Annotated in this window: 23 protein-coding genes; 14 read left to right on the plus strand and 9 right to left on the minus strand. The window is 73.0% G+C overall.

The features are described from left to right. Nucleotides 1-12: 12 nt before the first annotated feature. A complete protein-coding gene (locus tag ACFWMZ_RS19575) occupies nt 13-1,266 on the minus strand; it encodes a helix-turn-helix transcriptional regulator (protein WP_383203053.1) in 1,254 nt (417 codons plus the stop codon). Between the two features lie 469 nt (nt 1,267-1,735). On the opposite strand from ACFWMZ_RS19575, the gene ACFWMZ_RS19580 reads away from it, so the two are divergent. Next, the gene (locus ACFWMZ_RS19580) at nt 1,736-2,014 is read left to right on the plus strand and encodes a hypothetical protein (protein ID WP_383203056.1); all 279 of its coding nucleotides are present in this window, start codon (nt 1,736-1,738) and stop codon (nt 2,012-2,014) included. A gap of 58 nt (nt 2,015-2,072) precedes the next feature. On the opposite strand, the gene glnA is transcribed toward ACFWMZ_RS19580, so the two are convergent. Next, the gene (glnA, locus tag ACFWMZ_RS19585; RefSeq protein ID WP_003947745.1) at nt 2,073-3,434 is read right to left on the minus strand and encodes a type I glutamate--ammonia ligase; all 1,362 of its coding nucleotides are present in this window, start codon (nt 3,432-3,434) and stop codon (nt 2,073-2,075) included. 176 nt (nt 3,435-3,610) lie between these two features. Between glnA and ACFWMZ_RS19590 the strand changes: the two genes are divergently transcribed. From ACFWMZ_RS19590 to ACFWMZ_RS19610, 5 genes are all read left to right on the plus strand, one after another. Next, entirely contained in the window at nt 3,611-4,279 is a 669-nt protein-coding gene (locus ACFWMZ_RS19590) for a DUF3105 domain-containing protein (protein ID WP_383180925.1), read from the plus strand. Further along, on the plus strand, nt 4,276-4,899 hold the full coding sequence (locus tag ACFWMZ_RS19595) for a DUF305 domain-containing protein (RefSeq protein WP_383203059.1): 624 nt from the start codon (nt 4,276-4,278) through the stop codon (nt 4,897-4,899). The genes ACFWMZ_RS19590 and ACFWMZ_RS19595 overlap by 4 nt, the downstream gene beginning before the upstream one ends. A gap of 93 nt (nt 4,900-4,992) precedes the next feature. Continuing rightward, nucleotides 4,993-5,559: a hypothetical protein gene (locus ACFWMZ_RS19600; protein WP_383203061.1), complete on the plus strand. Its 567-nt coding sequence runs from the start codon at nt 4,993-4,995 to the stop codon at nt 5,557-5,559. 92 nt (nt 5,560-5,651) lie between these two features. Next, the gene (locus ACFWMZ_RS19605) at nt 5,652-7,259 is read left to right on the plus strand and encodes a multicopper oxidase family protein (RefSeq protein ID WP_383203064.1); all 1,608 of its coding nucleotides are present in this window, start codon (nt 5,652-5,654) and stop codon (nt 7,257-7,259) included. Nucleotides 7,260-7,360: 101 nt separating this feature from the next. Further along, nucleotides 7,361-9,118 carry an NAD+ synthase gene (locus ACFWMZ_RS19610; RefSeq protein WP_383203067.1) on the plus strand — a complete coding sequence of 586 codons (1,758 nt, stop codon included), beginning with the start codon at nt 7,361-7,363 and terminating at the stop codon, nt 9,116-9,118. A gap of 76 nt (nt 9,119-9,194) precedes the next feature. Here the strand turns inward: ACFWMZ_RS19610 and ACFWMZ_RS19615 are convergent, their stop codons facing one another. Next, nucleotides 9,195-10,220 (minus strand): endonuclease/exonuclease/phosphatase family protein, encoded by a 1,026-nt coding sequence (locus tag ACFWMZ_RS19615; protein ID WP_383180940.1) that lies wholly within the window; start codon nt 10,218-10,220, stop codon nt 9,195-9,197. 332 nt (nt 10,221-10,552) lie between these two features. Here ACFWMZ_RS19615 and panB point away from each other — a divergent pair, with 332 nt between their 5' ends. Continuing rightward, a complete protein-coding gene (gene panB / locus ACFWMZ_RS19620) occupies nt 10,553-11,419 on the plus strand; it encodes a 3-methyl-2-oxobutanoate hydroxymethyltransferase (RefSeq protein ID WP_383203070.1) in 867 nt (288 codons plus the stop codon). A 224-nt stretch (nt 11,420-11,643) separates the two neighbouring features. Then, a complete protein-coding gene (locus ACFWMZ_RS19625; protein ID WP_383180946.1) occupies nt 11,644-12,444 on the plus strand; it encodes a site-2 protease family protein in 801 nt (266 codons plus the stop codon). 6 nt (nt 12,445-12,450) lie between these two features. Here the strand turns inward: ACFWMZ_RS19625 and ACFWMZ_RS19630 are convergent, their stop codons facing one another. The 3 genes from ACFWMZ_RS19630 to ACFWMZ_RS19640 form a co-directional block, all read right to left on the minus strand. After that, nucleotides 12,451-12,639 carry a hypothetical protein gene (locus tag ACFWMZ_RS19630; RefSeq protein ID WP_383180949.1) on the minus strand — a complete coding sequence of 63 codons (189 nt, stop codon included), beginning with the start codon at nt 12,637-12,639 and terminating at the stop codon, nt 12,451-12,453. A 101-nt stretch (nt 12,640-12,740) separates the two neighbouring features. Continuing rightward, complete coding sequence (gene npdG / locus ACFWMZ_RS19635; RefSeq protein WP_383180951.1) at nt 12,741-13,457, minus strand: NADPH-dependent F420 reductase; 717 nt, start codon at nt 13,455-13,457, stop codon at nt 12,741-12,743. A gap of 79 nt (nt 13,458-13,536) precedes the next feature. Then, entirely contained in the window at nt 13,537-13,788 is a 252-nt protein-coding gene (locus ACFWMZ_RS19640) for a hypothetical protein (protein WP_383180954.1), read from the minus strand. Nucleotides 13,789-13,870: 82 nt separating this feature from the next. Between ACFWMZ_RS19640 and map the strand changes: the two genes are divergently transcribed. Continuing rightward, nucleotides 13,871-14,728, plus strand: coding sequence for a type I methionyl aminopeptidase (gene map, locus ACFWMZ_RS19645; RefSeq protein ID WP_383180957.1), 858 nt, complete (start codon nt 13,871-13,873; stop codon nt 14,726-14,728). A 188-nt stretch (nt 14,729-14,916) separates the two neighbouring features. Next, a complete protein-coding gene (locus ACFWMZ_RS19650; RefSeq protein ID WP_383203073.1) occupies nt 14,917-15,627 on the plus strand; it encodes a heme oxygenase (biliverdin-producing) in 711 nt (236 codons plus the stop codon). An 88-nt stretch (nt 15,628-15,715) separates the two neighbouring features. On the opposite strand, the gene ACFWMZ_RS19655 is transcribed toward ACFWMZ_RS19650, so the two are convergent. From ACFWMZ_RS19655 to ACFWMZ_RS19665, 3 genes are all read right to left on the minus strand, one after another. Next, nucleotides 15,716-16,372, minus strand: coding sequence for a PhzF family phenazine biosynthesis protein (locus ACFWMZ_RS19655; RefSeq protein ID WP_383203075.1), 657 nt, complete (start codon nt 16,370-16,372; stop codon nt 15,716-15,718). Between the two features lie 219 nt (nt 16,373-16,591). After that, on the minus strand, nt 16,592-18,139 hold the full coding sequence (locus tag ACFWMZ_RS19660) for an HtaA domain-containing protein (RefSeq protein ID WP_383203078.1): 1,548 nt from the start codon (nt 18,137-18,139) through the stop codon (nt 16,592-16,594). 120 nt (nt 18,140-18,259) lie between these two features. After that, the gene (locus ACFWMZ_RS19665; RefSeq protein WP_383203081.1) at nt 18,260-19,714 is read right to left on the minus strand and encodes an HtaA domain-containing protein; all 1,455 of its coding nucleotides are present in this window, start codon (nt 19,712-19,714) and stop codon (nt 18,260-18,262) included. A gap of 108 nt (nt 19,715-19,822) precedes the next feature. Between ACFWMZ_RS19665 and ACFWMZ_RS19670 the strand changes: the two genes are divergently transcribed. The 4 genes from ACFWMZ_RS19670 (at nt 19,823) to ACFWMZ_RS19685 (ending at nt 23,949) form a co-directional block, all read left to right on the plus strand. Then, nucleotides 19,823-20,866, plus strand: coding sequence for a hemin ABC transporter substrate-binding protein (locus ACFWMZ_RS19670; protein WP_383203084.1), 1,044 nt, complete (start codon nt 19,823-19,825; stop codon nt 20,864-20,866). Beyond that, complete coding sequence (locus ACFWMZ_RS19675) at nt 20,863-21,987, plus strand: FecCD family ABC transporter permease (protein ID WP_383180975.1); 1,125 nt, start codon at nt 20,863-20,865, stop codon at nt 21,985-21,987. The genes ACFWMZ_RS19670 and ACFWMZ_RS19675 overlap by 4 nt, the downstream gene beginning before the upstream one ends. Further along, nucleotides 21,984-22,829 carry a heme ABC transporter ATP-binding protein gene (locus tag ACFWMZ_RS19680; RefSeq protein WP_383203087.1) on the plus strand — a complete coding sequence of 282 codons (846 nt, stop codon included), beginning with the start codon at nt 21,984-21,986 and terminating at the stop codon, nt 22,827-22,829. Before ACFWMZ_RS19675 ends, ACFWMZ_RS19680 begins: the two co-directional genes overlap by 4 nt. 145 nt (nt 22,830-22,974) lie before the next feature. Then, the gene (locus tag ACFWMZ_RS19685; protein ID WP_383181046.1) at nt 22,975-23,949 is read left to right on the plus strand and encodes a hypothetical protein; all 975 of its coding nucleotides are present in this window, start codon (nt 22,975-22,977) and stop codon (nt 23,947-23,949) included. The last annotated feature ends 394 nt before the right edge of the window (nt 23,950-24,343 follow it).

Here is a 24,343-nt window from a genome sequence, read left to right on the forward strand (position 1 = left end):
CTACCTCTCTCGTCACGACGTGCTCAGCGCCGCGATCTCCGCTCCCAGTTCGGCCACTCGGCGGTCCCAACTCAGCGGGCCCAACTCGCCATGCAGAGAGCGGAGTCTACGGCCGACGTAACCCGACTCCGTCGCACGAGCCAGGCCGACGGCCTCCCCGCCGTACGCCACCACCTGCTCGGTGTCACCGCGCCGCACGCCGATCACCGCGAGATCGGTGAGCACCGCCCCCCGCCTCCGGTACGAGTGCCCGGCCGACAAGGCGGTCTGCTTCAATGCTCCCGTCAGCGTCTCCTCAGCAAGATCGAAGCGACCGAGCTGGACGTAGCGCGCCCCCCGCTCCTCCGCGAGCCGCGCACCGTCGAACCGAAGCCAGCCACCATTGGCGCTGTCGCCGCCCAGCTCACGCACGGTCTCCGCCTGATCCATCGCTCGCTCGCAGGCCCCCAGATCTCCGAGCCCCGCATACGCCTCGGCTTGCACCGACGCGACCCACTGCCGGGTCGACAAGGCGCTGTCTCCCCGGCGTGCCAGCCGCGCGGCCACCCCGAGCAACTCCGCTGCCTGCCGGTGCCGTCGTTCCGACATTTCCACGTAGGCATGGCGCACGAGGGCGCAGGCCCACAGGTCGTAGGCTCCGGCATCCCTTCCGACGGAAGCGGCGAGGGCGTAGGAGGACGTCGCCTCGGAGTAGAGATTGCTGTCGAAGGCCACCTCACCGGCCAATTGGAAGAGGTCGGCCGCAGCGCTCATCAGGGGGCGAGTAGGGCCTCGGCCGCTCGCAAGGGCCTCGTTCAGCGTCGTCAACTGGTCACGAATGACGGGGTGGACGGCTCTCTTGGAGCGGGCCAGTTGGTAGACCTGCCAGAGATGGCCGTTCATGCGGTCGAAGTCAGCCGGACCGCCTAGGCCGGCCCCCTCCTTGAGGGCCTCGGCCTCGTCGACAGGCAGAGCCGCCAACGCACCGCTGACGCTCAGCACGCGGAGAAAGGCGCGACGCATCATCTCGTCGGGGTCTCCCGGAGTCGGGGATTCCTCGGCCTGGCACCGAGCGGTCTCCTGGACCATAGCGGCAGACGTCGCCAAGAGGCAGTCCAACTCGTCCAGGCTGAGTTCGAGGGCGTTCGCGAGCCTCCTCCGCTGCGGTGGCTGAGGAGAGATCCTGCCACTTTCCCAACGGCCCACCGTCGTACGGTCCACGCCGAGTAAGTGGGCCAACTTCTCCTGGCTGTAGCCCATGGCCCTACGTCGCTTCGCCAGTCCCATGCGGCCACCCTTCCCCCGAATCCGACGTTCTCGAGCGGCGTGCACCGATCTGCGTCAAGAGTGCCGCAGGAGTGCCGTGGTGGTCTCGTACTCCGCGCGATTTCCTGATCACTCAGCGGAAGAGATCCAGGAACGTGAAGGGACTGGCCATGACCGCGAGGAAGCGGATGCCGACGCTCACGGAGGGCGAAGGCGGGAACCTACGGAGGGTCAGCCCGGACGCCGAACGGCGGACGGTAATGACGCTCAGGGTGTCTTCGGACTCCGGGCGGACATGGGGACCGGTGACGCTGGTGCAGGTCGAACAGAAAGCGAATGCTCCGGTCGTCGTCAGCGCCTTCCCGCCGTGCGCGTGCCGTCGGTGCACGGCGCACGACGGACGGGCCTCGGCCGACTCCCCCGGGCAGGCGTCGTGACGAGGTGCCCGCACTGGCGGCGTGTGCCGTCGGACTTGGCCCGAGAGGCGCGGGTGAGGTCCGCGTCAGGATGTGTCGACGCTGCCGTACGGTGCCAACTCGCCGCCTCGCACGAGGGCCGGGAGCACTACGGCTTCCTCGACGAGGCGGATCGCGGTGCCGCCCTGTGGCTGCGCTGGAGCGGAGCGGATCAGGTCGCCCTGATCGCCCGCCCCGACTGCCCCGACACCGGCCCGCTTCCCTGCGGGGACGCCTGCTGCCTGTTCGCAGGGCACCCCGGCCGCCACACCTGGGAAGACGCCCACCGGGCGGAGCCGCCCGCGCACCACTGAGGCCCGTGCTCGACAAGCACGGGCCTCAGTGTCGTCCGGGAACAGGGCTGGCGCGCTTCTACAGCACCGGCAGCAGGTTCTTCAGCTCGAAGGCGGTCACCTCTGACCGGTACTCCTCCCACTCCTGCTTCTTGTTGCGGAGGAAGAAGTCGTAGACGTGCTCGCCGAGGGTCTCGGCGACCAGTTCGCTGCGTTCCATGAGGGAGATGGCCTCGCCGAGGTTCTGGGGGAGGGGTTCGATGCCCATGGCGCGGCGTTCGGCGTCGGAGAGGGCCCAGACGTCGTCGTCGGCGCCCGGGGGGAGTTCGTAGCCCTCTTCGATGCCCTTGAGGCCCGCGGCCAGGAGGACGGCGTAGGAGAGGTACGGGTTGGCGCCGGAGTCCAGGGAGCGGACCTCGACGCGGGCCGAGCCGGTCTTGCCGGGCTTGTACATCGGGACGCGGATCAGGGCCGAGCGGTTGTTGTGGCCCCAGCAGATGTACGAGGGGGCCTCGCCGCCGGCGCCGGCCGAGCGGGCCGAGCCGCCCCAGATGCGCTTGTAGCTGTTGACCCACTGGTTGGTGACGGCGGAGATCTCGGCGGCGTGGCGGAGCAGGCCCGCGATGAAGGAGCGGCCGACCTTGGAGAGCTGGTACTCGGCGCCCGACTCGTAGAAGGCGTTGCGGTCTCCCTCGAAGAGGGAGAGGTGGGTGTGCATGCCCGAACCCGGGTACTCCGAGAAGGGCTTGGGCATGAAGGACGCCTGCACGCCCTGCTCCAGCGCGACCTGCTTCATGACCAGGCGGAAGGTCATGATGTTGTCGGCGGTGGAGAGCGCGTCGGCGTAGCGGAGGTCGATCTCCTGCTGGCCGGGGGCGCCCTCGTGGTGGCTGAACTCGACGGAGATGCCCATCGATTCGAGCATGGTGATCGCCTGGCGGCGGAAGTCCATGCCGACGTTCTGCGGGGTGTGGTCGAAGTAGCCGGAACTGTCGGCGGGGACCGGGCGGGAGCCGTCCACCGGCTTGTTCTTCAGCAGGAAGAACTCGATCTCCGGGTGGGTGTAGAAGGTGAAGCCCAGGTCGGAGGTCTTGGCCAGGGCGCGCTTGAGGACGTAGCGCGGGTCGGCGAAGGACGGCGAGCCGTCGGGCATCAGGATGTCGCAGAACATGCGGGCGGTGCCGGGGGCCTCCGCGCGCCACGGCAGGACCTGGAAGGTGGCCGGGTCGGGCTTGGCGATCATGTCGGACTCGTAGACGCGCGCGAAGCCCTCGATGGCGGAGCCGTCGAAGCCGATGCCCTCGTCGAACGCCTGCTCCAGTTCGGCCGGGGCCACGGCGACCGATTTGAGGAAGCCGAGGACGTCGGTGAACCACAGGCGCACGAACCGGATGTCGCGCTCCTCCAGCGTACGAAGCACGAACTCCTGCTGCTTGTCCATAGCTACATCCTTGCAGTTCAGACGGTCTGCGCGCCACCGCCCAGAGTGTGGGTGCCCCACCAGTATCACGGCCAGGGGTTTCGGCCAGATTACGGGCAGCGGTATGGCCCTGGACACCCCGCTCCCCATTACGATCAGCGGGCCCGCCCGCCCCAAGACTGCGCAAAGGACACACCATGGGTTCGACCAGGAACACCCCCGGGTCCGCGGAGGACCGCCGTGCTCGTATCCAGCGCATGCGCGCGAGCGAGCAGGCGCGCGACCGCCGCAACCGCCTGCTCACCATAGGCGTCAGCACACTCGTCGTGGTCGGGCTGATAGGCGGCGGCGGATACCTCTACCTCCAGAAGGCCGACGAGAAGGAGCAGGCGCAGGCCGCGGAGCAGGAGCAGGCCGAGAAGCCGGTCAAGGGCGAGAAGTCGTGGAAGGCCGAGGAGCTGGGCCGCGACCACGTCTCCACCCCGGTCTCCTACCCGATGACCCCGCCGGTGGGCGGCGACCACAACCAGGTCTGGATGAACTGCGACGGCGACGTCTACGAGAAGGCGATACCGGAGGTCAACGCCGTCCACTCGCTGGAGCACGGTGCCGTCTGGGTGACCCACAACGGCGACGCCGACCCGGCCGACGTCGACAAGCTCGCCGAGCGCGTCAAGTCCACGCCGTACTCGCTGATGAGCCCGGTCGAGAAGCAGAAGGGCGCGCTGATGCTGAGCGCCTGGGGCAAGCAGGTCACCGTGGACGGCGCCGACGACCCGCGCGTCGCGCAGTTCTTCACCAAGTACGTGCAGGGCCCGCAGACGCCCGAGCCGGGCGCCGCCTGCACCGGGGGCCTCTCCTCGTGAGGACCCGTACGGCGCTCGCGGCGGGGGCGGCGGCGGTGCTGATCGCCCTCGGTTCGGTGGTCACCGTGGCCGCCGCCGGGGGCCGGGAGTCCGCCGCCGCGCCCGCCGTCCCGGCGGCGGACTCGGCGGACGCCGGGTTCGCACGGGACATGGCCGTCCACCACCAGCAGGCGGTGGAGATGTCGTTCCTCGTCCGGGACAGCACGGACGACGAGGAGATCCGCACCCTCGCCTACGACATCGCCAACACCCAGGCCAACCAGCGCGGCATGATGCTGGGCTGGCTCGACCTGTGGGGGCTGCCGAAGGTCTCATCGGACGGGCCGATGGCCTGGATGGGGATGCGCTCGGAGCCGGGGAAGGACGGCGCGCTGATGCCGGGGATGGCGACCAAGGCCGAGCTGGACCGGCTGCGCAAGACCGAGGGTGAGGCCGCCGAGATCCTCTACCTGCGGCTGATGACCGCCCACCACAAGGGCGGCATCCACATGGCCGAGGGGTGCGTCAGCGCCTGCGAGGTCGAGGCCGAGCACCGGCTGGCCAAGGGCATGGTGGAGGCCCAGCAGTCGGAGATCGACCTGATGGCGGAGCTGCTGCGGAAGCGAGGGGTACGGGAGTAGCCCGCGCCCGGCCGCCCCGGCCCTGCCCGGCGGGGGCGGGCAGGGCCGGGGCGGGTTCCCGCCCGCATACCCGGGAGGGGTAGGCTGCCGCCCATGAGGACGCGGATGACGGCCGAGCGGGCGGGACGCCTGCTGCTGCTCGCCGCCCTGCTCCTCGGCGTCCTCACCATGCACAGCCTCGGCCACCCGACGGGGGACCACAGCGGAACGCACACCGCCGGCCCGCTCACAGCGGCGGCCGCGGCCGGCCCGGCGCCCGGCGGCGGGGCCGCACCGCTCGCGCAGCCCGCCGCGCGAATCGTACAAGCTGTACAGGCGGGGACGACCCCGCCTCAGGCCGAGGCGGGTCACCCGGCCCCCGGCGCACACGAGCCCCGGCCCGCCGCCGCTCTGGACGCCCACTCCCCCGCCGCCGGAGCCGGGACCGGTGCCGCCGACGAGCCCGCCCCGCTGCCCGGCACGGACCCCCTCTCCGTCTGCCTGGCCGTGCTCGCCGCGCTCACCCTGGGTCTGCTGCTGCGCGCGGGGGGCCTGCTGCCGCGCGGCACCGCCCTGGGCGCCGCCCTGCGCGTGCTGCTCACCGGCCGCCGGGGCCCCCAGTGGCCCATAGCGCCGCCCACCCGCCTCACCCTCGCCCGTCTGTCGGTCCTGCGGATCTAGGCCGCCGGAACCCCCGCCTTCCGCCACGCGGGAGGCGCGTCTCCGCACGCCTTGCCCCACGCACCTCCACCGACGACGAAGGTGACTCCCCCATGCGTACACCCACGCGCCGCTCCCTCCTCGGCGCCGGACTCGGCCTGGCCGGGACCGGCCTGCTGGCTGCCTGCTCCTCCGGGCGCACCAGCTCCGACCACGGCTCCGGGTCCACGACCGGCGCCGCCGACTGGACCGATCCGACGGGCCGTGAGGTCGCGGCCGCCGAGAAGGCCCGGGCCGGTGGCGGCCGGGTCCGCGAGGTCCGGCTGACGGCCACCGAGACCCGGCTCGACCTCGGCCGCACCACCGTCCCCACCTGGGCCTACGGCGACCGGCTGCCCGGCCGCCAGGTGCGGGTCACCGCCGGGGACACCCTGGCGCTCACCCTCGCCAACCACCTGCCCGAACCGACCTCCCTGCACTGGCACGGGCTGGCCCTGCGCAACGACATGGACGGCGTCCCGGGGCTGACCCAGCAGGACGTGCGCCCCGGCGCCGACTTCACGTACCGCTTCAAGGTGCCGCACCCGGGCACGTACTGGTTCCACCCGCACAGCGGGACGCAGCAGGACCGGGGCCTGTACGCGCCGCTGGTCGTCGAGGACCCGAGGGAGCCGCTCGCCTACGACCACGAGTGGGTCGTCGTGGTGGACGACTGGGTCGACGGGGTGGACGGCTCCACGCCCGACGGTGTCCTAGCCGAGCTGAGCCGGGGCATGGCGCCCGGCATGGACCATGGCTCGGGGAGCGGGGACGGCGGCGGTGACGAGGGCGGCCACAGCGGGCACGGCGTGTCGGCGCAGGGGGCGCGGAAGGAGGAGCCGCCCGGGCCCTCGCGGATGATGACGGGCGCCCGCAGCGAACTGCTGGGCGGCGACGCCGGGGACGTGAAGTACCCGTACCACCTGGTCAACGGGCGGCCCGCCGAGGACCCCGAGGTGTTCCGGGCGCGGCCGGGCGACCGGATCCGGGTGCGGCTGGTGAACGCCGGCGGGGACACCGCGTACCGGGTGGCGCTGGGCGGGCACCGGATGACGGTGACGCACACCGACGGGTTCCCGGTGGAGCACGCCGAGACGGAGGCGCTGCTGCTCGGAATGGGCGAGCGGTACGACGTGCTGGTGACGGCGGGCGACGGGGTCTTCCCGCTGACCGCGCTGGCCGAGGGGAAGGACGCGACCGCCCGGGCCCTGCTGCGGACCGGCGGCGGAGCGGCGCCGAAGGCCGGGGCACGCCCGAAGGAGCTGGAGGGGAAGGTGGTGACGGCCGACCGGCTGACCGCGGACGAGTCGGCGGCGCTGCCCGCCCGTGCCCCTGACCGGACGGTGCGCTTCCAGCTGACCGGGGGGATGGCCAGGTACGACTGGGCGTTCAACGGCCGCCCGTACAAGTCCACCGAGCGGTACCCGGTGCGGGCCGGTGAGCGGGTGCGGCTGGTCTTCAGCAACGCGACCGACATGTGGCACCCGCTCCACCTGCACGGACACACCTTCGCGCTCTCCTCGGCGAAGGGCGCGCCGCGCAAGGACACCGCGGTGATCCTGCCGCACCGCACCCTGACCGCCGACTTCGACGCGGACAACCCGGGGCTGTGGATGCTCCACTGCCACAACGTGTACCACGCCGAGGCCGGGATGATGACGGTCCTCGGCTACCGCGTCTGACCTGCGCGGACCGCACGCGGCGGCCCCCCGCGCCCGCCAGGGCCCGGGGAGCCGCCGCGCTCTCGCGACATCGTGTCGTTGTGACGATTACACTGGCGGACGTGCATCGACTACGACTCGCCCTGAACCAGATCGACGCCACCGTCGGCGACCTCCACGGCAACGCCGACGCCGTCGTCCACCGGACCCGCGAGGCGGCCGAGCGGGGCGCGCACCTCGTGGCCTTCCCCGAGATGGTCCTCACCGGCTATCCGGTCGAGGACCTCGCGCTGCGCTCGTCGTTCGTCGAAGCCTCCCGGTCGGCACTGGTCGCGCTCGCCGCGCGCCTCGCCGACGAGGGCCTCGGCGACCTGCCCGTCGTCGTCGGCTACCTCGACCGCTCCAGTACCGCCCAGCCCCGCTACGGCCAGCCCGCGGGCGCCCCGCAGAACGCGGCGGCGGTGCTGCACCGGGGCGAGGTCGCCCTCTCCTTCGCCAAGCACCACCTGCCGAACTACGGCGTCTTCGACGAATTCCGCTACTTCGTGGCCGGCGACACCATGCCGGTGGTCCGGGTGCGCGGCGTCGACGTCGCCCTCGCCATCTGCGAGGACCTGTGGCAGGAGGGCGGCCGGGTCCCGGCGGCCCGGGCGGCCGGCGCGGGGCTGCTGCTCTCCGTCAACGCCTCACCGTACGAGCGGGAGAAGGACGACACCCGTCTGGAGCTGGTGCGCAAGCGCGCCCAGGAGGCCGGCTGCGCCACCGCCTACGTGGCGATGACCGGCGGCCAGGACGAGCTGGTCTTCGACGGCGACACGATCGTGGTGGACGCCTCCGGCGCGGTGGTGGCCCGTGCCCCGCAGTTCGTGGAGACCCAGCTCCTGCTCGACCTGGACCTCCCGGCCGCCGCGGCCGACGCGCCGGCCGGCGTGGTCGACGACGGGCTGCGCATCGACCGCGTGGTCCTCTCCGAGGAGCCGGTGGCCGACCCGGGCCCGGTGGAGTACCCGGGGACGACCGTCCCGCCGCTCGACGACGACGAGGAGGTCTACCGCGCTCTCGTCACCGGCCTGCGCGCCTACGTGCGCAAGAACGGCTTCCGTTCCGTGCTGATCGGGCTCTCCGGCGGCATCGACTCGGCGCTCACCGCGGCCCTCGCCGTCGACGCGATCGGCGCCGAGCACGTGTACGGCGTCTCGATGCCCTCGAAGTACTCCTCGGAGCACTCCAAGGACGACGCCGCCGAGCTGGCGCAACGCACCGGGCTGCACTACCGGACCGTCTCGATCGCGCCGATGTTCGACGCCTACATGGACGGGCTGGAGCTGACCGGCCTGGCCGAGGAGAACCTCCAGTCGCGGCTGCGCGGCACCACGCTGATGGCCATCTCCAACCAGGAGGGCCAGATCGTCCTGGCCCCGGGCAACAAGTCGGAGCTGGCCGTCGGCTACTCGACGCTGTACGGCGACTCGGTCGGCGCCTACGGGCCGATCAAGGACGTCTACAAGTCGACCGTCTTCCGGCTGGCCCGCTGGCGCAACCGGGTGGCGGCCGACCGCGGCGAGACCCCGCCGATCCCGGAGAACTCCGTCACCAAGCCGCCCAGCGCCGAACTGCGACCGGGCCAGGTCGACACCGACTCGCTGCCCGACTACGACGTGCTCGACGCGATCCTCGCCCGGTACGTCGACCGGGACCAGGGGCGCGACGAGATCCTGGCGGCCGGGTTCGACGCCGACACCGTCACCCGGGTGCTCAAGCTGGTCGACAACGCCGAGTACAAGCGGCGGCAGTACCCGCCGGGCACCAAGATCTCGGCGAAGGGCTTCGGCAAGGACCGGCGCCTGCCGATCACCAGCCGCTGGCGCGAGTCGGGCTGAGGACGGCACACCGCCGCGCGGGCCCGGGCAGGACATGGCCGAGGGGCTGCCGGGAGATCACGTCTCCCGGCAGCCCCTAGGAGAAGCTGACCCGCGCTGCTATCGGCAGATGGTCGCTGGCGGTGCGCGGCAGGGTCCAGGAGGAGACGGGCTCGACACCCTGGACCATGATCTGGTCGATCCGCGCCATCGGGAAGGAGGCCGGCCAGCTGAAGCCGAAGCCGTTCCCGGCGGCGCCCTGGGTGGAGCGCATCTGCGAGGTCACCGGGGAGAGCGCCCGGTCGTTCATGGTGCCGTTGAGGTCGCCGAGGAGGACCACCCGGTCCAGCTTCTCGGCGCGGATGGCGAGGCCGAGCGCCTCGGCGCTGTTGTCGCGCTGCCCGGCGGTGAAGCCGGCGTCGACCTTGACCCGTACCGAGGGCAGGTGGGCGACGTAGACGGCGAGGGGGCCCGAGGGGGTGTCGACGGTGGAGCGCAGGGCGCGGGTCCAGCCGAGCTTGATGTCGACCGGGGCGGTGCCGCTCAGCGGGTACTTGCTCCACAGGCCCACGGTGCCCTCGACGGCGTGGTGCGGGTAGGCGGTGGCGAGCGCCTCGCGGTAAGCGGGGACCGCGTCGGGGCTCAGCTCCTCCAGGGCGACCACGTCGGCGCCGGAGGCGGCCACGTCGCGGGCGGTGGCGGCCGGGTCCGGATTGTCGGCGTTGACGTTGTGGGTGGCGACGGTGAGGTCGCCGCCGGTGGCGGACTTGTCGGTGACCAGGCCGCCGAAGAGGTTGAACCAGACCACCGACGGGAGCAGCAGCGCGATCAGCGCGGTGGCCGAGCGGCGCACCAGCCCCGCCACCAGCAGCACCGGCAGGGCGAGGCCGAGCCACGGCAGGAAGGTCTCGCCGAGGCTGCCGAGGCTGCCGACCGAGTTGGGGATGCGCGCGTGGCCGACCATGACCAGCGCGAGGAGGACGGCGATCGCGGCGAGGACGAGCCCGCGCCGCCAGGGCCCCGCATGGTGTCTGAGACGGCGGGCGAAGGAGCGGAGGCGGGGCTCGGGGCGCCCGTGCTCCCTGCCGTCGCTGTCCGGGTCCGTCCTGTACGCCTGCGCCATACCTTCGTCGCCTCGCTGCCTGTTCCACACCGTCTCGGACCCCGACCTTAGGGGATGAGCGGTGCCCTTCCGTGCCGTCCACGACGGCGGTTTCCTCTCCGCACGACGGACGGCACCCGCCGCGTAGTTCCGGCCGTCGGCGGGTCGGGGGCGGCTGTGACAGAACGGGCACAGTTACCGCCGGTAGTGGCAAGCGCGCCGCGCACTGTCTGTCACGTCACGTCCCCCGCCCGGCCTCCACGTCTTCCCGTCCGCCCTGATCGGGTGCCACCATGGAGGAGAGTCCGGGGACGCCGTCAGGGCGCCTCGAGATGACAGAAGGAGCCGTTGCGATGACGCAGCTTCCGGCTGCCCCCACGCAGTCCACCGCCGACCCCAAGGCGCTCTACGGCGGGACCTCCACCCGCCGGGTCACCGTCCACGACATCGCCCGCGCGAAGGACCGCGGCGAGAAGTGGCCCATGCTCACCGCCTACGACGCGATGACCGCGTCGGTCTTCGACGAGGCGGGCATCCCCGTCCTGCTGGTCGGCGACTCGATGGGCAACTGCCACCTCGGGTACGACACCACGGTGCCGGTCACCCTCGACGAGATGGCCTTCCTCTCCGCGGCCGTGGTGCGCGGCACCAAGCGCGCCATGATCGTCGCCGACCTGACCTTCGGGTCGTACCAGGAGGGCCCCGTGCAGGCCCTGCGCTCCGCGACCCGGCTGGTCAAGGAGGCGGGTGTGAGCGCGGTGAAGCTGGAGGGCGGCGAGCGCTCGTACGAGCAGATCCGGATGCTGGTGGAGGCCGGCATCCCGGTGATGGCCCACATCGGCCTCACCCCGCAGTCCGTCAACGCCATGGGCTACCGGGTGCAGGGGCGCGGCGAGGAGGCCGCGCAGCAGCTGCTCCGGGACGCCAAGGCGGTGCAGGACGCGGGCGCGTTCGCGGTGGTGCTGGAGGCGGTTCCGGCCGAGCTGGCCGCCGAGGTGACCGGCACGCTCCAGATCCCGACGGTCGGCATCGGCGCGGGCGCCGGGACCGACGCGCAGGTGCTGGTGTGGACCGACGCCTTCGGGCTCACCCCCGGCAAGGCGCCCCGGTTCAGCAAGAAGTACACCGACCTGCGCGCGGTGATGACGGCGGCCACCAAGGAGTTCGCCGACGAGGTCGTGGGCGGTGCCTTCCCGGCGGAGGAGCACACCTTCCACTGATCCGGTACCTCCGCCCGGCCCCGGTGTCCCTCCGCCGGTGCCGGGCGGTTCCGGTGCCGCCGCCGGGCGGGCCCCGCCCACGCGCCCGCCCGGCCCGCGGCCCCGGCGGCAGCCCGACCCCTCCCCCGGTGTCGGGCTGCCGTCGTTTCGCGCGGCGCGGCCCGGCCCGTACGGTGGGGCGCCCGGGCGCCCCCCGTGTCCGGGCAGCCGAGAAGGAGTGCCGCGTGCCGACGTCCTTTCCCGCCCCCGTCCGCTCCGCCGACCGGCGCGTCAGCCCGGTCTTCCTCGCGATCACGGCCGTGACGGCGGTCGCGGGGTGGGGCGTGTGGGCGGGTGTCCCGGCGGTGGGGCTCGCCGTCTTCCTCTTCGTGACCGGCGCCTGGGTCGTCTCGCTCTGCCTGCACGAGTACGCGCACGCCCGCACGGCGCTGCACAGCGGCGACATCTCGGTCGGCGCCAAGGGCTACCTCACGCTGAACCCGCTGAAGTACACGCACGCCCTGCTCAGCATCGTGCTGCCGGTGCTCTTCGTCATCCTCGGCGGCATCGGGCTGCCCGGCGGGGCGGTCTTCATCGAGCGGGGCCGCATCCGGGGCCGGTGGCGGCACTCGCTGATCTCGGCGGCGGGCCCGCTGACCAACGTGGTCTTCGCGGTGGTCTGCGCGGCGCCGTTCTGGCTGGGCGCGCTGGACGGGGTGCCGCCCTACTTCCGGTACGCGCTCGGCTTCCTGGCGCTGCTCCAGGTGACGGCGGCGATCCTGAACTTCCTGCCGGTGCCGGGGCTGGACGGGTACGGCGTGCTGGAGCCGTGGCTGTCGCCGAAGGTGCGCCGCCAGGTCGAGCCGTTCGCGCCGTACGGCCTGCTCGCCGTCTTCGCGCTGCTGTGGATCCCGGAGGTCAACCGGGCCTTCTTCGGCCTGGTGGACACGATCCTCGGGGCGCTCGGGGTGAGCGAGTGGGAGACGTACTGGGGGCGGCGGCTCTACCGGTTCTGGCTGGGCACGGCCGAGGTGCCGGGCGGCTGAGCGGGGTCAGAGGCTCGCGGCCCGCTGCTGCCGCTGGGCCTTGGCACGGCGCAGGTAGAACCAGGCCATGTTGGAGGAGAGCCCGGCCATCAGCACCCAGACGATGCCGATCCAGTGGCCCTGGACGAAGGAGACGACGGCGGCCACGACGGTGAGGGCGCAGACGGCGAGGGCGTACAGGGCGAGGCGGGGCATGGGGGCGGCTCCTGTCGGACGAGCGTGGTTCGGGCGCCCGACCAGTGTCCCCCATGCCCTCTGTGCCCCGTTCGCCGGACCCGCCGGGCGGGGCGCGCCGGTCAGATGTCGGTGACGCGGACCCCGGCGTGCGCCTTGTAGCGGCGGTTGACCGAGATGAGGTTGGCGACGAGCGACTCGACCTGGTGGGCGTTGCGCAGGCGGCCGGCGAAGACGCCGCGCATGCCGGGGACGCGCCCGGCGAGGGCCTGGACGAGGTCGGTGTCGGCGCGGGACTCGCCGAGGACCATCACGTCGGTGTCGATGGAGGCGACGGCCGGGTCCTGGAGGAGGACGGCCGAGAGGTGGTGGAAGGCGGCGGTGACCCGCGACTCGGGGAGCAGGGCCGCGGCCTGCTCGGCGGCGCTGCCCTCCTCGGGGGTGAGGGCGTAGGCGCCCTTCTTGTCGAAGCCGAGCGGGTTGACGCAGTCGACGACGAGCTTGCCCGCCAACTCCTCGCGCAGTCCTTCGAGGGTCTTGGCGTGGCCGTCCCACGGCACGGCGACGATGACGATGTCGCTGCGGCGGGCGCACTCGGCGTTGTCTGCGCCCTCGACGCCGTGGCCGAGTTCGGCGGCGGCGGACCGGGCGCGCTCGGCGGCGCGGGAGCCGATGATCACCCGCTGGCCGGCCTGGGCGAGGCGGTAGGCGAGGCCGCGGCCCTGGTCGCCGGTGCCGCCGAGGACGCCGACGACGAGCGAGGAGACGTCCGGGAGGTCCCAGGGGTCCTTGGCGGGGGCCTTCTTGGGGGCGTCGCCCGAGGAGTCGTGAGTTGTCATGGGAGCGACCCTACTTGCTGGTAGGAGGGGGACGGCGGTACGCCCCGGACCTGGCGTCCGGGGCCGCCCGGTGGCTCGGTCAGGCGGCCGCCGGGCCCTTGCCGCCGCCGTCCCCGTCGTCGTCGCCCCGGTCGCGCCAGCGGGTGTCGTTCTCCCAGCTCTGGTTGCGCTCGGCGGCGGTGCTCATGGCGTTCTCCGCCTCCTGCCGGGTGGGGTAGGGGCCGAGGCGGTTCTTGGCCGGGCACTGCGGGCCCTCCTCGACCGTGCCGTGTTCGAGGCAGTAGTACCACTCGCCGGGCCTGCCTGCCGCGCGCTTCCTGAACAGTGCCATGGGGGGCTCCCTCACTCCGCCGCTGCTGTACGGCTTCCGTGAGGGCCATGTTGCCCGAGTCGGGCTGGCTACACTCGTCGGCATGTCTGGCCAGTCGACGCTCGTACCAGGGGAGCTCTCTCCCATCCGCACCGTGCCCGGGAACATCCGGCGCCCCGAGTACGTGGGCAGGCCCGCGCCCACGCCGTACACGGGGCCCGAACGGCAGAGTCCCGAGACGATCGAGGCGATGCGGGCGGCGGGCCGGATCGCGGCCCGGGCCATGGCGGCCGCGGCCGAGGCCATCGCGCCGGGGGTGACCACCGACGAGCTGGACCGGATCGCCCACGCCTACATGGTCGACCACGGCGCCTACCCGTCGACGCTGGGTTACCGGGGCTTCCCCAAGTCGCTCTGCACCTCGGTCAACGAGGTCATCTGCCACGGCATCCCCGACTCCACGGTGCTGCGGGACGGCGACATCATCAACCTGGACGTGACCGCGTACATCGGCGGCGTGCACGGCGACACCAACGCGACGTACCTGGTCGGCGAGGTCGACGAGGAGTCGCGGCTGCTGGTGGAGCGGACCCGGGAGTCGCTGAACCGCGCGATCAAGGCGGTCCGCCCGGGCCGCCAGATCAACGTCATCGGCCGCGTCATCGAGTCGTACGCCAAGCGGTTCGGCTACGGGGTGGTGCGGGACTTCACCGGGCACGGGATCAACACCTCGTTCCACTCCGGCCTGATCATCCCGCACTACGACTCCCCCAACGCGACCACGGTGATCGAGCCGGGGATGACCTTCACCATCGAGCCGATGCTCACCCTCGGGACGCACACCTACGACATGTGGGACGACGGCTGGACCGTGGTGACCAAGGACCGGAAGCGGACGGCTCAGTTCGAGCACACCCTGGTGGTCACGGACTCCGGCGCGGAGGTGCTGACGCTGCCCTGAGCGGGCGGCGCGGACACGGCGCGGTGAGGGGCGGTTCCGGCGAGGCCGGGCCGCCCCTTCTGCGTGCCCGGGCAGCGGGGCGGCTCCCGTTCCCCTCGGATCTCCTCGGAAAGGTTTTGCCGACCCATTGTCGGGAACTTTACCGACGAGCAGTCGGCAAGCTGTTGACTTAGGTAAGCCTAAGTTGAATGATGGGGCGCAGCTTCCACCCCCTCACCACGCCTCGGAGGTCCGCCGTGGACACCCCGCCCGTCCCCTTCTCGACGCTCATCCGCACCGCCTCGCACGAGCAGCACACCGAGGCGGAGACCAGCACGTTCATGAGCGACATGCTCGGCGGCAGGCTCGGCGTGGAGGCGTACGCCCGCTACACCGAGCAGCTCTGGTTCGTGTACCGCGCCCTGGAGGACGGCAGCGCCGCCCTGGCCGACGACCCGGTGGCGGGTCCCTTCATCAAGCCCGAACTGGCGCGCGCCGCCGAGCTGGAGCGCGACCTGGTCCACCTGCGCGGCGAGGGCTGGCAGGAGCGCGCGACGGCCCTCCCGGCGACGCGCGCCTACGCCGAACGCGTGGCGGAGTGCGTGCGCACCTGGCCGGGCGGCTTCGTCGCCCACCACTACACGCGGTACCTCGGCGACCTCTCCGGCGGCCAGATCATCCGCGGCACCGCCGAGAAGACCTGGGGTTTCGCCCGCAAGGGCGACGGCGTGCGGTTCTACGTCTTCGAGGAGATAAGCAACCCGGCCGCCTTCAAGCGCGGCTACCGCGAACTGCTCGACGCCCTGCCCGTCGACGACCTGGAGAAGCAGCGCGTGGTCGACGAGTGCAAGCGTGCCTTCGCGCTCAACACGGCCGTCTTCCGCGAGCTCGGCCAGGAGTTCCCGCTCAGCGCCGCCTGACCGGCGCCCACGATCCGCCTCGGGCCCGCTCCACCCTCCCAGGGGAGCGGGCCCGAAGGCGTGCGGCGAGTACCCGGCGGTGGCGGGCTCAGGGCCGTACGGTGCCGGCCATCTCGACCCGGCCGCCGACCTCCACCGTGCCGTCGCGCTGGGGGGCCGTCAGGAGCTGGGAGCCGCGTCCCTGGCTGATGTTGAGGGCGCGGCCGAGCCGGGCGGTGAGGAGCAGGGCGGCGGCGCCGGTGGCCTCGTCCTCGTCCACGCCGTCGCCCCGGCCGGGGAAAGCGCGGGCGCGGACCCGCCCCGCCGCCTCCTCGCTCCACGCCCAGGCGTAGACCCACTCCCCCGGCGACGGCACCAGGAGCTTGTCGACCTCGTCCGGGTCCGCACAGGCCCGCAGGGTGCGCGGCGGGGCCCACTCGGGCCGCGCCTCGATCCAGGTGAACTCGCCGTCCTGGCGCGCCGCCACCACCCCGGCCCCGGTGACGAGTTCCGGTACGTCCAGCAGCCAGGCGGCACCGACGCAGGGGTGCCCGGCGAAGGGCAGGCGGAGGCTGGGCGTCCAGATGTCGACGAGGCCGCGCTCGGGATCGTCCACGAACACCGTCTCGCTGTAGCCCAGCCGGGCAGCCAGCGCGCGCCGGGCCTCGTCCCCCTGGAACCGGGAGCCGTCCCGGACCACACCGAGCCGGTTCCCGTGGCGGCCGTCGGGTCCGCAGAAGACCCTCAGTACGTCGATATGCGTCACCCCGGCATTGAAACACCGCCACCCCCTGACCAGCGCCGCGCCCCGGGGGGCGCACAGAGGGCCGCGCCGCCGGCGGGCGACGCGGCCCGGGGTACGGGGGGCGCGTGAAGCTCCGTCACCGGAGCCCTCGCGCGCCCTTGGACCCCCGCCTCACCGCTCAGGCCACCTTCCGGCCCGGCCGGCGTTCGAGGCCGTCGGTGACCGGTGCCTGCGCCGAGGTCAGCCGGCCGCGTCCCCGGCGGCGTCGCGGCGCCGAGCCGCGACCACCACGCCGGCGCCGGCGGCGACCACCAGGGCAGCCGCCCCGGCGAGGGCCCCCGCGGGCACCTCGGACCCGGTGGAGGCAAGCGCCCCGGTCCCGCCCGTACCGCCGACGGTGCCGGAGCCGACCGTACCGGTGCCCCCGGTACCAGCTCCGCCGGAGCCGGGCCCGGACCCTCCGCTGCCCCCCGCGCCGGGGAGCCGCGCGTCGTCGCTCAGGCCGAGCGCGATGGTGACCGGGTCGATCGCCTCGCCCTCCTTGTACATGGAGCCGGTGGTGTCGTTGGCGAAGACCGCGGCCCCGTCGGCCGTGAAGGCGGCCGGGATCTTCTCCAGCCGGACCACGTCCTCCTCGGCCTCGTAGGAGACGCCGGAGAGGTCGAGCGTGGCGAAGGCGACGTCGTCCTCGGTGCCCTCGGGCGTGGTGACGTCGACGGAGAGGGTCCCCTTGTTCCCGGCGGTCTCGACCTTGACGTCGCCGAACTTCATGTCGATGCCGTGCGACGGGTACGAGAAGCGGACGCTGCCGTCGAAGGAGGCGGAGAGCTTGCGGGCGTCGGCGTCCAGGTCGGCCTTGGCGTACGGGAAGTCGTAGCCGTCGCCGTTCTCCTTGGCGCCGTCCGCGACGGCGGCGGTACCGCCGGTCGCTATGTAGCGGCGGAAGGACTCCTTGAGGCCCCAGGCGAGGGTGCCCTTGGCGACCTGGCCGGGCGCCTGGGTCTCACCGGGGGAGGGCTTCCGCGTCGGCTCCGTGGTGGGTGCGCCCGTGGGCTCCCCGGTCGGCTCGTCCGTCGGCTCGTCCGTCGGCTCGTCCGTCGGCTCGTCCGTCGGCTCGTCCGTCGGCTCGTCCGTCGGCTCGTCCGTGGGCTCGTCGGTCGGCGGGGCGGTCGGGGGGACGGCCGTGACGGAGAGGGTGGCCGGGTCGAGCGCGTCGCCCTCCTTGTACATGCCGTTGAACGCCTTGGCGCCGTCGGCGGTCAGCTTGGTGGGGATGTCCTTGTAGACGATCTCCGTGCGGCTGTCGCCCTTGGTGGCGCCGGCGAGGTCGACGGTGGCGAGGTCGACGTCGTCCTGGGTGGCGTCGTTGAGGGTCACGTCGGCCTTGATGACACCGCTGGTGCCGGAGGTGACGATCTTCAGGTCGGCGACGGTGATGGTGAACCCGTGCGCCGGGTAGGCGAACTTGACGGTGCCGTCGAAGGCGGTGTTCACGCCGTGGTCACCGGCCTCGTTGTACGTGCCGGCGCCGTTGCCGAAGGTGAACACGCCGTTGTTCTCGGCCTGCGTGGCGCCGTCGGAGGTGCTGATGGTGCCGCCGCCGTTGACGTACCGGCGGAAGGACTCCTTCAGGCCCCAGTCCAGGGTGCCGTCGGTCAGGTCCATCACGGGGGCGCCGGCACGCGGGGCGTCGGCGGCCACGGCGGGCAGGGTCAGGGCGGTCGCGCCCAGGCCCAGGGCGGTCGCGACGGCGGCGGCCAGGGCGACGGGTCGGCGGTTGGGGGTCATGACGGAAGGTCTCCTGAGGTGAGGACCGTGGGCGCTGGTCGTGCGCCGCCGGAGGTGTGACGGGGAGCCGTGCATGGGGGGAGGTACTGCGTGGGGGCGCTGGACGGGCCCGGGGGCGGGTCAGTCGTCGTGCGGGGAGGGGCGGTCTGCGGTGTCCGCCGCCGTACGGCGCTTGCGGGCGATCATCAGCCCGCCGCCGGCCGCGGCCAGCACGACGACACCGGCGCCGACGGCCAGTGGCAGCGCCGGGGAGGAGCTCTCGGCTGCGGCTGGTTCGGCGGTGTCCTTCGCGGCGGCCTTCTCCGGCTCGGGCGAGGCGGTCGGGGTGTCGGCGGAGCCGAGGTCGGGCAGGGCCGGGAGTCCGGCCTTCTCGTCGAGGGCGACGGCGAGGGAGACGGGGTCCATAGCGGTGCCCTTCCTGTAGAGCGAGCCGAACGCCTCGGCGCCGTCGGCGGTGAGCTTCGCGGGGAGCTCGGTGAGGGCGATCAGGCCGTCCTCGGCCTTGAGTTCCTTCACCGCGAAGGTGACGAGCGGTACGTCCTTCCCGGTCTTGTCGGCGTCGCGTACGTCGGCGCGCAGGGTGCCCTTGCCGTCCTCGACGCGGACGGTGACCTTGCTCAGCTTCAGGTCCAGGCCCTGTTCACCGGTGAAGCGGACGCTGCCGTCGAAGGCGGCGTCGAGCCGCTGCTCCTTCTTGTCGAAGGTGCCCTCGCCGGAGGTGAAGCGGAAGAGGGCGCCACCGTCCTCGGCGCCGTCGGCGAGCTTCCACTCGCCCTGGGCGATGGAGCCGGTGACGTACTCGCGGAAGGTGCGGCGTACGCCCCAGTCGAGGGCGGCGTCCTCGATGCGGGCGGCCTTCTGCTTCTTCTGGGCCTTCTTCTTCCCGTCCTTGCCGTCGTCCTTCTTCCCGCCCTTGTCGTCGGGGGACTTGGAGGGTTCCGGCTGGGCGGCCGCGAGCAGGTCGGCGGAGAGGCTGACCGGGTCGAGCGCGGTCCCGGCGGTGTAGTACCCGGCGAAGGCGCGGGCGCCCTGCGAGGTGAGGGTGGCGGGGAGGTTGCTGAGGCCGATCGGCCCGCCGCCGCCGCGCATGTCGATGCCGGAGACGTTGAGCGTGGCCAGCGGGACCTGCGCGGAGGTGGTGACCTGGCCGGTGTCCTTGGCCTTGCTGGTCATGTCGGCGTAGAGGGTGCCGCTGCCGCCGGAGATGCGGACGGTGGGGCGGGCGATGGTGAGGTCGAGTTCGTGGCCGCCGTTCTTCGGGTGGCCGAGGAAGCGGACGCCGCCGGCGAACCCGGCCGAGAAGGCGCCGGTGTCCGGGTTGTACGAGCCGGTCGCCGAGTGGAAGCGGAACTGGCTGGAGCCGACCGTGGCCGCGCCGCCCTGGAGGGTGTAACCGCCCTGCGCGACGGGGCCGGTGACGTAGGACTGGAACGAGGACTTCACCCCCCAGTCGAGGCGGCCGCCCTGCACGGTGCGGTCGGCGGCCTGGGCCGTGGTGGCGGGAAGCAGTGCCCCCAGGAATGCCGCGAGAACGGTGACGGTACCCGCTCGGGCGGTACGTCTGGCAGACAGCATGAAACTTCCCTTTCGGGCAGGCTGGTGATTTTAGGTAAGGCTAACCTAAGCTATCTCCTGTCTCTCCGGAACCCCCGGGAGCCAGAACCTCAACAGCACGACAGGACGGTGGACTCGGTGCGTATCCCAGTTCGGGCCGGTGCACTGGCGGCGGGACTCGCGCTCGCCCTCACGGCATGCGGTGGCGGCGGAACCGGGGGCGGCAGCGGCCCCGAGCGGAAGGCGGACGCCGCCCCGGCCGCCGAGGAGCGGACCGACCGGATCGAGCCACTCGCCGGACCGGCCCCCGAGCCGAAGCTCCCCGCCCAGGCCACCTCCGCCGACGGCCACACCGTGACCGTCGAGGACACCAGCCGCGTCGTGCCGCTCACCGGCAGCCTCAACGAGATCGTCTTCACCCTCGGCCTCGGCGAGCAGGTGGTCGCCCGGGACATCACCGCCACCTTCGAACAGGCCGCCGGCCTCCCGGTGGTGACACGGGCCCACGACGTCTCGGCGGAGAGCGTGCTCTCCCTCAAGCCGACCGTCGTCCTCGCCGACACCACCACCGGACCCGCCGAGGCCATCAGCCAGATCCGAGACGCGGGCGTCCCGCTGCTCGTCCTCGACCCGCCGAAGAGCCTCGACGACATCGGCCCGCGGATCGAGGCCGTCGCGGGCGCCCTCGGCGTGGCGGACGCGGGCAAGGACCTGGTCGAGCGGACCGAGCAGCGCATCGCGGAGGTCCGCGCCGACGTGCCCGACCTGCCCGCCGCCGACCGGCCCCGGGTCGCCTTCCTGTACCTGCGCGGCTCCGCCTCCGTCTACCTGCTCGGCGGCCGCGACTCGGGCGCGGGCTCCCTCCTGGAGGCGGCCGGGGCGCTGGACGCGGGCAAGGAGTCCGGGCTGCGCAAGGACTTCACCGCCATCACCAGCGAAGCCCTCGCCAAGGCCGCCCCCGACGCGATCCTCGTCATGGCAAAGGGGCTGAAGTCGGTCGACGGCGTCGACGGCCTGGTCGAGATCCCGGGCGTCGCCGAGACCCCTGCCGGGATGGACCGCCGCGTCGTCTCCATCGACGACGGCGTACTGCTCAACTACGGCCCGCGCACCGACCAGGTCCTCGCCGACCTGGTCGACCAGCTCTACGCCGGGCAGGACGGCGCCGAGTGACCACCACCGCATCCCGTACCGATCTCACCAAGGGCGCCTCGGCCGACGGCGGTCCGGTGAAGCAGGGCACACCACCGACCGGCCGCGCCCCCCGCCTCCCGCTCACCGCCGGCCTCACCCTCGGTCTCGTCGCCGCCCTCGTCCTGCTCTGCCTCCTCTCCGCCGGGATCGGCGCCTACCGCATCCCGATCGGCGACGTCCTCGGCTCCCTGCTGCACCGCACCGGCCTCGGCGGGGCGGAGCTGGACCGGGTCGGGGAGAGCGTGCTGTGGAACATCCGGCTCCCCCGGGTCGTCCTCGCCCTGCTGGTCGGCGCCTCGCTCGGCTGCGCGGGCGCCCTCATGCAGGGCGTCTTCGGCAACCCGCTGGCCGAACCGGGCGTCATCGGCATCTCCTCGGGCGCCGCCGTCGGCGCGGTCGCCTCCATCGCGCTGGGGCTGACCTTCTTCGGCAACTGGACGGTGACGGTCTTCGCCTTCCTCGCCGGACTCGCCACCGTCCTCCTCGTCTACGTCATGTCCCGCTCCGGCGGGCGGACCGAGGTCGTCACGCTCATCCTCACCGGCATCGCGGTCAACGCCTTCGCCGGAGCCCTCATCGGCCTCTTCATCTTCTTCGCCGACAACGCCCAGGTCAGCCAGATCACCTTCTGGCAGCTCGGCTCGCTGGCCCAGGCCACCTGGCCCAAGGTCCTCGCCGTCCTGCCGTGCGCACTGGCCGGACTGATCGCCGCCCCGCTCTACGCCCGCCAGCTCGACCTGCTAGCCCTCGGCGAGCGCCCGGCGCGGCACCTCGGGGTCGACGTGGAGCGGCTGCGGATCGTGCTGGTCCTGGTCGTCGCCCTGCTCACCGCGGCGGCCGTGGCGGTCGCCGGGATCATCACCTTCGTCGGCCTGCTCGTCCCGCACCTGCTGCGGATGGCGGCCGGACCCGGCCACCGCTTCCTGGTCCCGGGCAGCGCGCTGGGCGGCGCCCTCGTCCTGGTCGCCGCCGACCTCGCCGCCCGCACCGTGGCGGCCCCGGCCGAACTCCCGCTGGGCGTCCTGACCGCCCTGTTCGGCAGTCCGTTCTTCTTCTGGCTCCTGCGCCGCACCCGGCGCAGGCAGGGAGGCTGGGCATGAGCCTGATCGGCACACTCCTCGGCACCGCGCGCACCGTCCGCGACCTGCCCGCCGCGCCCGCGCCCGGCACCGTCCTCGCCCAGGCCGAAGGGCTGCGGATCCGGCTCAAGGAGCGCACGGTCCTCGACGGGGTCGACCTCACCGTCCGCGCCGGGCAGGTCCTCGCCCTGGTCGGCCCGAACGGCGCGGGCAAGTCCACCCTGCTGGCCGCGCTCGCCGCCGACACCGCGGCCGCCGACGGCACCGTACGGATCGCGGGACGCCCGGCCGACGGATGGAGCGCGGCCGAACTGGCCCTGCGCCGGGCGGTGCTGCCGCAGGCGGCCACGCTCTCCTTCCCGTTCGCGGTCGAGGAGGTCGTCCGGATGGGGCGCGCCCCCTGGGCCGGGACCGAACGGGAGGACGAGGACGAGCAGGCGGTGGCCGCCGCGATGGCCGCGACCGAGGTGGCCGAGTTCGCCGGGCGGCCGTTCTCCGCGCTCTCCGGCGGCGAACGCGCCCGCGTCGCCCTGGCCCGGGTCCTCGCCCAGCGCGCCCCGCTGCTCCTCCTCGACGAGCCGACCGCCGCCCTCGACCTGCGCCACCAGGAACTGGTGCTGCGGATCTGCCGCGAGCGTGCGGCGGCCGGCGACGCCGTCGTGGTCGTCCTGCACGACCTGCAGCTGGCCGCCGCCTACGCGGACCGCGCCGCCGTCCTGCACGGCGGCCTGATCGCCGCCGAGGGGCCGCCCGCCGAGGTCTTCACCGCGGAGCTGATCGGCGAGGTCTACCGCCAGCCCGTCGAGGTCGTCCCGCATCCGGCGGGCGGCGCTCCCCTGGTCGTCCCGGTGCGCGACCGCTGAGCCCTGGCACCGGGACGCCGGGCGCGCCTCCCCGCCGGGGAGGTGCGCCCGGCCTGTGTACGCCGGACGGCCGCCGTCCCGATAGTGTTCGGGCCCGGACGTGGAGCAGGGAAGGCGGTCGCAAGGGATGAGCAGGCGGCGGGGGTTGGCTCTGTCGGCGGCGGTTTCGGCGCTGGCGCTGGCGGCGAGCGGATGCGTCACCGTACACGGTGAGCTGGAGGTCGTGCCCGCCGCGACGAAGGGCGAGGCGGCCCGGGTCCTGGCGGAGTTCACCGACGCGTACAACGCCGCCGACAAGGCGTACGACCCGAAGCTGAGCGCGGATCAGGTGACCGGGGCGCTGGGCGAGATCAACCAGGCCAGTCTGCGGGCCAAGGGGAAGAACACGCCGGGCGGCAATCCACGCCACACGCCGCTGGAGCTGACCGACGCGCGGTTCCTCATCCCGGCGAAGGCCGGCTGGCCGCGCTGGTTCGTCGCGGACACCGACAGCAACCGGGACGTGGACGACGACCCGAAGCAGGACACCCGCTGGTTCGTCGCCTTCGTCCGGAGCGGCCCGGACGCCCGGTGGGAGGCCGCCTACCTCTCCATCCTCACGCCGGACGAGATACCCGAGTTCGCCAAGGGCGCGGACGGGCACGCGGTGCCGGTGCCGCCGGGCACCGACGACCTCGCCGTGGCTCCCGGGCGGCTGAGCGAGGAGTACGCCGACTTCCTCGGCAACGGCGGGGAGCTGTTCGCCGACGGGCAGCACACCTCGGACTGGCGGGCGCAGCGCGAGGCCAACGCCGACCGGCCCGGCCGGACCACGCAGTGGGTCGACCAGCCGCTGGACAAGGGCGACTTCGCGCCGCTGGCGCTGCGGACCGAGGACGGCGGCGCGATGGTGCTCTTCACCACCCGGCACTTCGAGAAGCAGACGGCCGCGCGGGGCGTGCCGCTGACCGTCCGGCCCGAGGTGGGGGCGCTGCTGAAGGGCGAGATCAAGCAGTCGGTGACCCTGGAGCGGGTCTCCAACCAGGTTGTCACGGTGCCTGCTCGTGATCAGCGGGAGTCCGACGGGCGGGTGGGGTTTCTCAACCGGATCGAGGGGTTGACCGGGGCGGTCGGCCAATAGGGGTTGGGCTTCGCCGGGTGGGGTGCGCCGGTCGGCGGCGCGGGTCACTGATGGCCTCAAGCGCCGGCCGGGCTGAAATTGGGCTCGCGCTGTTCCCCGCGCGCGCCGCTGATGGCCTCAAGCGCCGGCCGGGCTGGGGTTGGGCTCGCGCAGTTTCCCGTGCGCGCGTCACAGATGGCCTCAAACGCCGGCCGGGCTGGGGTTGGGCTCGCGCAGTTTCCCGCGCGCGCGTCACAGATGGCCTCAAACGCCGGCCGGGCTGGGGCTGGGCTCGCGCAGTTTCCCGCGCGCGTCACAGATGGCCTCAACCGCCGGCCGGGCTGAGATTGGGCTCGCGCTGGTCTCACGCGTCGGCCGGGCTGGGGTTGGGTCGTCGCGGTGGCGCAGTTCGGTG

It is taken from the genome of Streptomyces sp. NPDC058373, from assembly GCF_042723275.1.
In the GTDB taxonomy this organism is placed as follows: Bacteria; Actinomycetota; Actinomycetes; order Streptomycetales; family Streptomycetaceae; genus Streptomyces.